Genomic DNA, 10,728 nt, shown 5'->3' on the forward strand with positions numbered 1-10,728 from the left:
CAACGCCGGTTGCCCCCTCCCCGCGCGGGGAGGGGGCAACCGGCCGCGCCGGCGGCCGGCTTCGGCGACGCGCCTCGGGCGCCGGGGCCGGAGCCGGTGCCGAATCAGAACTGGGTGCTGACGGTGACTCCGGAGAAGTCGGTCACGGCGTACAGGCCGACGTAGCGGTAGCCGGCCGTGCTGTTGCTGACGGTCAGGCTCTGGGCGGTGCCGGGGTTGGTCGACGAGGCCGTGAAGGCGCTCGGCGAGGCCCAGGTGTCCGGATCGAAGTAGAGCGCGGCGGTGCCGGTGCCACCGGAGCTGGTGACCTTCAGGGTGGTGGTGCCGGCCGGCAGCCAGAGGTAGAAGTGGGCCGTGTTGCCCGCCGTGGCCGACACGCCGGATCGCGAGCAGTTCTGGCCGAGCGCGTCGGTGCGCGGGTCGGTGCAGGTCGGCAGGGCCGCGCCGGCGGTCACGGTGACCGAGGCCGGGGTGCTGGCGGTCCGGCCGGTGTTGTCGGTCACCGTCAGGGCGACGGTGTAGGTGCCGGCCGCCGCGTAGGTGTGGGCCGGGTTCTGCTGGTCGGAGGTGCTGCCGTCGCCGAAGGTCCAGTGCCAGGCGGTGATGCTGCCGCCGCCGGTCTGCACGGACTTGTCGGTCAGGCTGACCGTGGCGCCGTTGACGGAGGAGCCGAACAGCGCCGTCGGGCCCTGGGCGTAGCAGGCGCCGGCGGCGCAGGCGGTGAGCCAGCTGTCGAAGTCGGCGTCGTAGGCGGTGCCGAGGCCGTTGTAGACCTGGTAGGCGCCCTGGAAGTCACCGGTGCGGAAGTGGCCGAGCATGGTCGAGATCACGTCCGGGTGCTTCTCGAACATGTAGCGGACGGCCAGGTAGCCCCACGGGTAGGTGCGCACCGTGTCCGAGTTGTCGTAGGTGTTCTGGAAGATGGTGCTGAGCTTGTAGGTGTGCTTGGCGGCCTCGGCCATCGCCTGGGTGTCGGTGGTGCCGCGGTAGGCGTACGACTCGTACTCGGCGACGCCCTCGACCCACCAGATGTCCGGCACGGTCAGCTCGTTGGCGAAGGTGCCCTTCATGTCGTAGATGCCGTCGAGGTAGTGGGTGTACTCGTGGTTGAGGTTCCACACGTTGGCCGGGAAGCCGTCGTTCCACGCCTTGCGGTACATCACCGACACCGGCTGGTTGTTCGGGTCGGTCGGATCCATCAGGGTCTCGCCGCCGTTGTCGGTGGAGTTGCCGAAGATCGCCCAGGAGTAGGTGAGGTAGTCCGCCTGGGTGGCGAAGACGGCCAGGTCGATGGTCTTGCCGTACGGGTTGGCCGGCCCGCTGTCCTTGACCAGGTTGTGGAAGAAGGTGTCCTCGCCCCGCAGGCTGGTGCAGACCGTGTTCAGCTCGTCCGCGGTCAGGTTCTCGGTCTCGACGGTGCGGTTGTCGCAGACCAGTTGGTTGGGCAGCACGGCCGCGGTCAGCTTGGCCGGCAGGTTGCAGGTGCCGTAGACGGAGCAGTTCGCGGCGTCGTACAGGTTGGCGTCGTAGGCGGTGTGCACGTAGAGCGGGCCGGTCGCGCCGGTGATCGGGGTGGCCGCGAGCAGCGCCGCCACCTGCCGGCCGGCCGCGGCGCCGGCGGCGCCCCCGTCGCCTGCGGCGCGGCCCAGGTCGTTGCCGGTGTTCACCACCAGGAAGCCGGCCGGGCCGGACGCCATGTCCTTGTGGTCGGTCGCGAAGCTGCCCATGGTGCTGAGGATGCTCGGGTCGGCCGCCACGGCGTTGACGAAGGCCGGGTTCCAGTTGCCGCGCCACAGCGGGGCGAACAGCACCGCGTTGACGGCCTTGTCCATGCCGGCGACGGAGTCGTAGGCGCTGGTGTAGCCGGTCAGCACCTTCTTGTAGACGTTCAGGTAGGAGGCCTGCAGGTTGGCGCTGTCGGTCAGCACCAGCGCGTCGTAGAGCACCGGCGCGTTGGCCGCAGTGACGTCCTGCCAGTGCGCGCTGGCGAAGAAGGCGTCGAGGGCCGCCTGGTTGGCCGTGGTCAGGGCCGCGTCGTAGCTGCCGACCGAGCCGGCGTTGTTGGACTGCACGTACCAGCCGGCCCTGAGGAAGAGTTCCAGCTGCCAGATGCCGGTCGAGTCGTCGCCGGTGTAGCCGGATGCCAGCGCCCGGTAGGCGTCGGCGACGGTGAGCATCTGCGATTCCTTGAAGGCGTTGCCCGCGTCGCTGCCGGTGAGGTTGAAGAGCGTGTTGACGCAGTCGGGGGTCGAGCCCTCGATGAAGGAGACCAGCGCGCTGCCGGTGCGAGTGCCGAAGTCCGCCGGGGTGCAGCTCGCCGTGGCCGCGGTCGCCGAGCGGGTGGCGTTCGGCCGCGCCGCCGGGGCCTGGGTCTTCGGCGAGAGCTGGACGGCGGTGCCGGGCGGCAGGGGGCGCTGCGCCTGCGCCAGCTGATCCGGGGTCAGCGGGGCCGCGGCCGGGCCGAAGGCGTCGGAGGAGGTGCCCGCATCGGAGAGGGTGGCACCGAGTGGCTTGGGAACGGTCGGCGAGGAGTGTGCGGGCGTCTTGGCGGGCGCCGGTGCGGGGGCGGCGACGGCCGCGGGGGCGGGCAGGAGACAGGCGGCGGTGGCGCAGCCGGCGGCGAAGCCGGCCACGAGGGTGCGGAGGGGTATGCGCGGTCGCACGGGTGATCCTTCTGAGTGGGGGTCAAGGTGCACGGGGGACGGACTCGCTGGGCTTTCGGGCCCGGTCATGGGGGATCCGGGGTGAAGCGTGCCACCGGAACAACGCCATTACAATGTCACAGGTCATATGACATGCCCTCGCAGCCCATAACACCGACCTCGCCCGGTTCCGCGCCGGTTACGGGCGGGCGCCCCAGTAGGTCCGAGCCGCCCAGGCCTGGAAGTGCGGCGAGGCCTCGGCCAGATCCCGGTAGGCCGCGGCCGCCGCCTCGAACAGCGTCTCGACCAACTCGCCGCCCACCGCCGCGGGCCGCCAGGCGAGCAGGTACCTGGTCCGCAGCGGCGTGCCGGCCAGTGGCTTGATCACCACGGCGGAGAGCGGCCGGGCGGTCGCCTGCACGGTGGAGACGCCCAGACCGGCGGCGATCATGTCCTGGAGTTCCGCCCGGTCGCCGAGGAACTCGTGCACCGTCGCCGGCGCGAAGCCCGCGGCGGCGCAGGCGCCGAAGAACACCCCCGGCCATCCGGCGCCGTCGTCCGGGGTGACGAACCAGGGCTCGTCGGCGAGATCGGCGAGCGCCACCTCGGTACAACGCCGCAGCCGGTGCCCGGCGGCCAGTGCGACGAAGGTGGGCTCGGTGACGATGCCCCGGATCGCGACGGCGTCCGAGTGCCGCAGCTCCATGCCGGGGTAGTCCACCGCGATCGCCGCGTCCAGGACCCCCTGCTCCAGCAGCTCGACGATGTCCGAGGAGCGGTAGACGCTGCTCACGGTGATCCGCAGCTCCGGCAGCCGGCTCCGCACCCTGGCGAGCAGGCCGGGCAGCACCGGCGAGTTGGTGGCGGCGAGCCGCAACTCCCGGCCGGCCGGCGAGAGGCCCGCCGTCGCCCTTCGCCCCAGGCCGTCGGCCCTGGCCAGCACGTCACGGGCCGCGGCCAGCACCTCGACGCCGAAGCCGGTGGGCGCCACACCGGTGGTGGTGCGCTCGAACAGCGGCGCGCCGAGGTGGGCCTCGATCCGGCGCAGCTGGGTGCTGGTCGCGGGCTGCGAGGCACCGAGCACCGCGGCGGCCCGGCCCACGCTGCCGGTGTCGGCGATCGTGCACAACACCCTCAGGTGCCGAAGCTCCAGCTCCACGCGCTGCCCTCCCCCGGCGACGGGCCGGCCGCCGCACCCGTGTGCAGGAGCACACGTGACATGTCGGAATCTCGGCCCTCACGATCGCGCTGGACCAGGGCCGCGTCAAGCCCTTGACAGGGCATCGACACCCGGAGGCCGTCCCGGCGGTGACGGGCCCTCGGGTGATCCCGTCGGCCCGGGGGCGGGGACACCGAGGCCGGTTCACACCCCCGATCAGTGTTTGTCCGGAAATCACTCGTACAACACGCTGATCCGCCCCACCCGCCGAGACGCCCCGCAGCCCCTGCGGGCTTGATGGAACACCGCTACTTGACGAAGCTCTCCACGACCTTCGGCGGCCAGACCCCGACCTTGAGGACCCCCATCGAGTAGGCCCGGGAGACCAGGGCGGCGCGGTTGGGGACCCGCAACTTCCGCAGCAGGCACGTCACGTGGTACTCCACGCCCTGACGGCTCAGGTACAACCGGGCGGCGAGCGGCACGGTCGAGACGCCGGCCGCGATGCCCTCGAGGATCTTCGCGTCGATCTCGCTCAGCAACTTCTTCTGGCCGGCCACGACCTCGGACCCACCCGACTCCGGACGCCCGTCGGGCATCATCACCAGGATCGACGACTCGTCAGGCAGACCGCCGCGCACCATGACGGCGGTGAGCGGGACGGTGAACGTCTCGTCGTGCGGACCGACTGCTATGACGTCGGTGGCGAAGCGGTCACGCCGCCCTTCGATCAGTCCGGAGAACTGACGCAGCAGGGGTTGTTGGACGCTCGGGTGCACGAGGTCGCTGAAGGTGCGGCCGCAGAGGTCCGTCGAGGAGCGCCCGAACTGCCAGAAGAAGGCGTCGTTCGCCTGCCGGATGGTGAGGGCCCGGTCGAGCTGGGCCATGGTCAGGCCGGGCTGTCCGGTCAGCGGATTGTGCTGCGACCCCGCGACGTCCCCCTGGACGCGGGCGGGCTCGATGGTCCGGACGGCACCGGCCTGATCTGCATAGGAATTCACCACGGAAAGTCGGATCCCTTCAAGGCACGAGTGCGGTTGGATCTCCTCGGGATGTCCTGGCGCCCTCTCCGGCAGCCTGAGCCGCAGCGAACTCCGCGAGGAAGCACGGACACCGGCCAACACGCCGATCAACGTCGACCGGCGCCCACCCCGGCCGATTCCGTGGGTGTACTGAGGAGAGGTTAGATGACGATTCCGAATATTCCGGTGGCCACGCATGGAACGAGCCGCGAATTGCGGCTGACGAGGATTGAGCGTACCGAAGCCCCCTGTGGAGGAATATATGGGACCCGTCAAGAAGCCGTCCGGTACCCGAACGACGGCAACCGGGCCGTATCCACGCCTGGAACCGGTGGATCACCACCCGGCGGCCGGGCACCGCCCGCAAGAAATCTTCAAGGAACCGTTACTTTTCCTCAACTCACGACTTCCGGTCAAACCATGACACAAGCGGAGGATCGAGTCGTGACGGCCACCGTTCGGACCGAGGACTAAGGAATTCCCGGCGCCGGGCGTGAGACCAAGGTGGGGTGCAGTCCCGACCGCCGATCCCGCCCCGAGGGAGTCCGATGAGCGCCGCGCAACGGCCGATCCTGTTTGTCAGCCTTCCGGAGAGCGGCCTGCTCAACCCCCTGCTGGTGCTGGCCGGCGAGCTGGCCCGACGGGGCGTGCCCGACCTCTGGTTCGCCACCGACGAGCCCCGGCGCGCCGAGGTCCTGGGCCTCGCGGACCGGTCGGCGGTGGAGTTCGCCTCCCTCGGCGACGTCTTCTCCGAGCTGTCCGCGGTCAGCTGGAGCGACGAGGTCTACCGCCAGGTGACGCAGCCCTCGCGGTTCAGGGCGCACCGGGCGGTGATCCGTCAGTCCTACCGACCCGACCTGCAGGCCGAGAAGTACCGCCGGCTCGCAGCGGTGGTGGACAAGTGCGAGCCGGCCCTGATGGTCATCGACTGCGTCAGCTCCTTCGCCGTCGATCTGGCGCTGACCCGGGGCATTCCCTTCGTCCTGAGCGTCCCGTTCCTGCCGAGCAACGTCCTCACCTCGCACAGCCCCTTCGGGCCCTCCTACACGCCGGATGATTTCCCCGTCCCGCATTCCGGCCTGCCTTACCCGATGAGTTTCGGTCAAAGGCTGTACAACCGCCTCTTCAAGCTCCGTACGCTCGCACTGTTCCTCCATCCCACGATGGGGAAGGTGCTTTCCGAGGACGCCCGGCTGCGCAAGGAGCTGGGCCTGCCCAAGCCCAGCCCCATGACCCGGATCGACCGTGCGGAAATGGTGCTCTGCAATTCCGTGCAGGAGCTCGATTACCCGTTCGATATTCCCGGGAAGATGAAGCTCGTCGGGGCCATGGTGCCGCCGCTGCCGGAGGCCTCGCCGGGCGACGACCCGACCGGCGTCATGGACTGGCTGGATTCGCAGTCCTCCGTGGTCTACATGGGCTTCGGCACGATCACCCGGCTCACCCGGCCACAGGTCCGCGACCTCGTGGAGGTCGCGCGGCGCCTGGACGGCCGACACCAGGTGCTGTGGCGGCTGCCCGCCGAACAGCAGCACCTCCTGCCGCCGCGCGAGGAGCTGCCGGGCAACCTGCGGATCGAGGGCTGGCTGCCGTCCCAGCTGGACGTGCTGGCCCACCCCAGGGTGGAGGTGTTCTTCACCCACGGCGGCGGCAACGGCTACCACGAGGGCGTGTACTTCGGGAAGCCGCTGGTGGTCCGGCCCCTGTGGGTGGACTGCTACGACCAGGCCGTGCGCGGGCAGGACTTCGGGATCAGCCTGACGCTGGACCGGCCGCAGGACCTCGACCCGGACGACGTCGTGGACAAGCTCACCCGCGTGCTCGGCGACCGTTCCTTCCGCGAGCGGGCCGCACGCATCGGCGAGGCGCAGCGCGCCGCCGGTGGACGGGCGGCGGCGGCCGACCTGCTGCTCGGACTGCCGGCCCTGGCCTGATCCCTCCCCCCGACCGTCCACGAGCCGACCCGCCGTACGGCGACCGCCGTACGACACCCCGTCACGCGACGGCCCGTCCCGAAGTGAGGACCGACCCCATGCCCTTCACCATCCCCGTGTCCCGGCCGAGCCTCGACGGGCGGGAGCTGGAGTACGTCACCCGCACGATCGGCGACGGCTGGATCTCGTCCCAGGGGCCGTACGTGCGGCACTTCGAGGAGACCTTCGCCGAGTACAACGGCTCCGCCCACGGTGTCGCCTGCTCCTCCGGCACCGCGGCCCTGACGCTGGCCCTGCGCGCGCTCGGCGTGGGCCCGGGCGACGAGGTCATCGTGCCGGAGTTCACCATGATCGCCTGCGCCTGGGCGGTGACCTACACGGGCGCCACCCCGGTGTTCGTCGACTGTGCCGACGACCTGAACATCGACGTGACACGGATCGAGGAGCGCATCACCCCGCGCACCAAGGCGATCATGCCGGTGCACGTCTACGGCCGGCGCTGTGACATGACGGCGATCATGGAGATCGCCCACCAGTACAACCTGCGGGTCGTGGAGGACTCCTCCGAGGCCCACGGCATCCGGCCGGTCGGCGACATCGCCTGCTTCTCGCTGTTCGCCAACAAGATCATCACAGCCGGTGAAGGCGGCGTCTGCCTCACCGACGACCCCCGCCTGGCCGGCCAGCTGGCCCACCTACGGGCCATGGCCTTCACCGCCGACCACAGCTTCCTGCACAAGAAGCTCGCCTACAACTTCCGCATGACGGCCATGCAGGCCGCCGTCGCCGTCGCCCAGACCGAGCGCCTGGACGAGTTCCTCGCGGCCCGCAAGGAGATCGAGCGGCGCTACGACCAGGGCCTCAAGGACGTCCCGGGGATCACCCTGATGCCGCCCCGGGACGTGCTGTGGATGTACGACCTGCGGGCCGAACGCCGCTCCGAGCTCCGGGAGTTCCTGACCGCCGAGGGCATCGAGACCCGGCTGTTCTTCCAGCCGATGAGTCGCCAGCCCGGCTACCTCGATCCGTCCTGGTCGAGCCTCAACGCGGCCCGTTTCGCCGCCGACGGCCTCTACCTGCCCACCTACACCGCCCTGACGACCGCCGACCAGGACCGCGTGATCGAGCGGGTCCGCGCGTTCTACGGCACGGCGTGAAGCGCACCGCACCCGAGGGAGACCCGACGACATGACGAGCGCCGAACCGCGGGTGGTCGAGTTCCCGCTGCGCAGGCCCGGCGAGGCCTTTCCGCCGCCCCGCTACCAGGACTACCGCGAGCAGCGGGGCCTGGTGGTGTGCCACCTGCCCAACGGGAACCGGGTGTGGCTGGTCACCCGGCACGAGGACGTCCGCGCCGTCCTGACCGACCGCAGGATCAGCTCCAACCCCGACCACCCGGGCTTCCCCAACATCAGCCAGACCATGGGCGTGCCCCGCCAGGAGCAGATACCCGGATGGTTCGTCGGCCTGGACTCACCCGAGCACGACCGCTTCCGCAAGGCGCTCATCCCCGAGTTCAGCGTCCGCCGCGTCCGGGAGCTGCGGCCCGCCGTCGAGCAGACCGTGGACCGGTGCATCGACGGCATGCTGGCCGCCGGCGACGAGGCCGACCTGGTCGCCGACTTCGCGCTGCCCGTCCCGTCACTGGTCATCTCGGCGCTGCTCGGGGTGCCGCCGGTCGACCGGGACTTCTTCGAGTCCCGCACCCGCACCCTCGTCGCGATCCGCGCCTCCACCGACGAGCAGCGCGACACCGCCTCGCGCGAACTGCTGCGCTACATCAACCGGTTGGTCGCCATCAAGCAGAAGTGGCCCGGTGACGACCTGATCAGCCGGCTGCTGGCCACCGGCGCGATCGAGCCCCAGGAGATGTCCGGGGTGCTGATGCTGCTGCTCATCGCCGGGCACGAGACCACGGCCAACAACATCGCGCTCGGCGTGCTCACCCTGCTGGAGAACCCCCGGTGGATCGGGGACGACCGGGTCGTCGAGGAGACGCTGCGCCTCCACTCGGTGGCCGACCTGGTCTCCCTGCGGGTCGCGACCGAGGACGTCGAGATCGCCGGCCAGTTGATCCGGGCCGGGGAAGGCATCATCCCGCTGGTGGCCGCGGCCAACCACGACGAGCGGGCCTTCGCCTGCCCGCACGCCTTCGACCCGGCCCGCACCGAGCGCCACCACGTGGCCTTCGGCTACGGCGTCCACCAGTGCCTGGGCCAGAACCTCGTCCGGATCGAGATGGAGACCGCCTACCGCAGGCTCTTCGAGCGCATCCCGGGCCTGCGCCTGGCGGTGCCGGCCGAGGAACTGCCGTTCAAGTACGACGGCGTGCTGTGCGGCCTGCACGCGCTGCCGGTCCGCTGGTAGCCCCGCCCACGACACCGTCCCAGGAGATCTCCATGCGCGTCACCGTCGACACCGCACGCTGCGTCGGCGCCGGCCAGTGCGTGCTCAACGCCGGCTCCGTCTTCGACCAGGACCACGACGGCGTGGTCGAAGTGCTCGACCCCGCCGCAGCCGACGAACACCCGGACGCGGTCGAGTTGGCGGCCACGCTCTGCCCGTCCGGCGCCATCACCGTCCACCGGGACTGAACCCCCACCGAAAGAGGACCGAACCCATGACCAGTCCCGGCTCGTCGAGCACGCTCTGGCTGCGCCGCTTCCACCCGGGAGCCGACCGACCCGTGCGCCTGGTGTGCTTCCCGCACGCCGGCGGCTCCGCCAGCTTCTACCACCCCGTCTCCGCGGCCCTCGCCGACGACACCGAGGTGATCGCCCTGCAGTACCCCGGCCGACAGGACCGCCGTCTGGAGCCCTGCATCGAGGACATCGACACCCTCGCCGACCGGATCACCGACGAGCTGCTCACCCTGGACGACCGTCCCACCGTCTTCTTCGGCCACAGCATGGGCGCCGTCCTCGCCTTCGAGACCGCCTGGCGTCTGGAGCAGAAGGGCACCCACGCACCCCGGGCCGTCATCGCCTCCGGTCGGAGGGCCCCGTCCACCACCCGGATCGAGAACGTGCACCGCCAGGACGACGAGGCGGTCATCGCCGAGCTCAAGCTGCTCAACGGCACCAGTGCCCAACTGCTCGGTGACGACGAGATCCTGCGCATGGCGATGCCCGCGATCCGCGCCGACTACCGCGCCGTCGAGCACTACACCTGCGGGCCGGAGCGCATCCTCGGCTGCCCGGTCACCGCGCTCACCGGGGACGCCGACCCGCGGACCACCCTCGCCGAGGCCCGGGCCTGGCAGGACCACACCACCGGCGCCTTCCGGCTGAAGGTCCTCCCCGGGGGCCACTTCTTCCTGGCCGAGCAGCAGGCGGCGGTCCTGCGGGAGATCGCCTCCGCACTCGCCGCGCTCCGCTGACCACCCGCCGGCCGCCCCGCCCTTGAGCTGCAGCCGGCCCCGCCCGGCGGCACGGCACGACAAGGACCACTGATGCGCACTCTCCTGGTCGACAACTACGACTCGTTCACCTACAACCTGTTCCACTACCTGGCCGAGGTCAACGGGCGTGAGCCGGAGGTCGTCCGCAACGACGACCCGTCCTTCCGGCCCGAGCTGCTCGAGGACTTCGACGCCGTCGTCCTCTCCCCCGGCCCCGGCACCCCGCACAACCCCTCCGACTTCGGCCACTGCGCCGGGATCGCCCGCGAGGGCCGGCTGCCCGTCCTCGGCGTCTGCCTCGGCCACCAGGGTCTCGCCCTCGCCCACGGCGCCGCCGTCGGCCGGGCTCCCGAACCCCGGCACGGACGCACCTCGGACGTACGGCACAGCGGCACCGGGCTCTTCCGTCACCTGCCCAATCCGTTGGAGGTCGTCCGCTACCACTCGCTCGCCGTCACCAACCTCCCCCCTGTGCTCGAACCGATCGCCTGGGCCACCGACGACGGCGTGCTGATGGCCCTGAGCCACCGCGAACTCCCGCTGTGGGGCGTGCAGTTCCACCCCGAGTCGA

General features: G+C 70.8%; 8 protein-coding genes and 1 pseudogene (1 of these 9 only partly in view). 6 read left to right on the top strand and 3 right to left on the bottom strand.

Annotation, left to right across the window (positions count from 1 at the left end; all coding sequences use genetic code 11):
* Positions 1 to 104: 104 nt before the first annotated feature.
* The 3 genes from ACFVWU_RS33565 to ACFVWU_RS33575 form a co-directional block, all read right to left on the bottom strand.
* Positions 105 to 2,663: a collagenase gene (locus ACFVWU_RS33565; RefSeq protein ID WP_387627857.1), complete on the bottom strand. Its 2,559-nt coding sequence runs from the start codon at positions 2,661 to 2,663 to the stop codon at positions 105 to 107.
* A 178-nt stretch (positions 2,664 to 2,841) separates the two neighbouring features.
* Positions 2,842 to 3,801, bottom strand: a complete 960-nt coding sequence (locus tag ACFVWU_RS33570; protein WP_387627859.1) for a LysR family transcriptional regulator — start codon at positions 3,799 to 3,801, stop codon at positions 2,842 to 2,844.
* 308 nt (positions 3,802 to 4,109) lie between these two features.
* The gene (locus tag ACFVWU_RS33575) at positions 4,110 to 4,688 is read right to left on the bottom strand and encodes a LuxR C-terminal-related transcriptional regulator (protein WP_387627871.1); all 579 of its coding nucleotides are present in this window, start codon (positions 4,686 to 4,688) and stop codon (positions 4,110 to 4,112) included.
* A 683-nt stretch (positions 4,689 to 5,371) separates the two neighbouring features.
* Here ACFVWU_RS33575 and ACFVWU_RS33580 point away from each other — a divergent pair.
* From ACFVWU_RS33580 to pabB, 6 genes and pseudogenes are all read left to right on the top strand, one after another.
* Positions 5,372 to 6,757 (top strand): glycosyltransferase, encoded by a 1,386-nt coding sequence (locus tag ACFVWU_RS33580; RefSeq protein WP_387627860.1) that lies wholly within the window; start codon positions 5,372 to 5,374, stop codon positions 6,755 to 6,757.
* 98 nt (positions 6,758 to 6,855) lie between these two features.
* On the top strand, positions 6,856 to 7,914 hold the full coding sequence (locus ACFVWU_RS33585; protein WP_387627862.1) for a DegT/DnrJ/EryC1/StrS family aminotransferase: 1,059 nt from the start codon (positions 6,856 to 6,858) through the stop codon (positions 7,912 to 7,914).
* Positions 7,915 to 7,945: 31 nt separating this feature from the next.
* Positions 7,946 to 9,124 (top strand): cytochrome P450, encoded by a 1,179-nt coding sequence (locus ACFVWU_RS33590; protein ID WP_387627863.1) that lies wholly within the window; start codon positions 7,946 to 7,948, stop codon positions 9,122 to 9,124.
* A 32-nt stretch (positions 9,125 to 9,156) separates the two neighbouring features.
* The gene (locus ACFVWU_RS33595; RefSeq protein ID WP_387627865.1) at positions 9,157 to 9,351 is read left to right on the top strand and encodes a ferredoxin; all 195 of its coding nucleotides are present in this window, start codon (positions 9,157 to 9,159) and stop codon (positions 9,349 to 9,351) included.
* Positions 9,352 to 9,377: 26 nt separating this feature from the next.
* Positions 9,378 to 10,136 (top strand): thioesterase II family protein, encoded by a 759-nt coding sequence (locus ACFVWU_RS33600; RefSeq protein ID WP_387627867.1) that lies wholly within the window; start codon positions 9,378 to 9,380, stop codon positions 10,134 to 10,136.
* Between the two features lie 72 nt (positions 10,137 to 10,208).
* Positions 10,209 to 10,728 (top strand): annotated as a pseudogene (pabB, locus tag ACFVWU_RS33605) (aminodeoxychorismate synthase component I) (it continues 1,667 nt past the right edge of the window).

Origin of the sequence: Kitasatospora sp. NPDC058190, assembly GCF_042883685.1 — a bacterium.
Taxonomy (GTDB): domain Bacteria; phylum Actinomycetota; class Actinomycetes; order Streptomycetales; family Streptomycetaceae; genus Kitasatospora.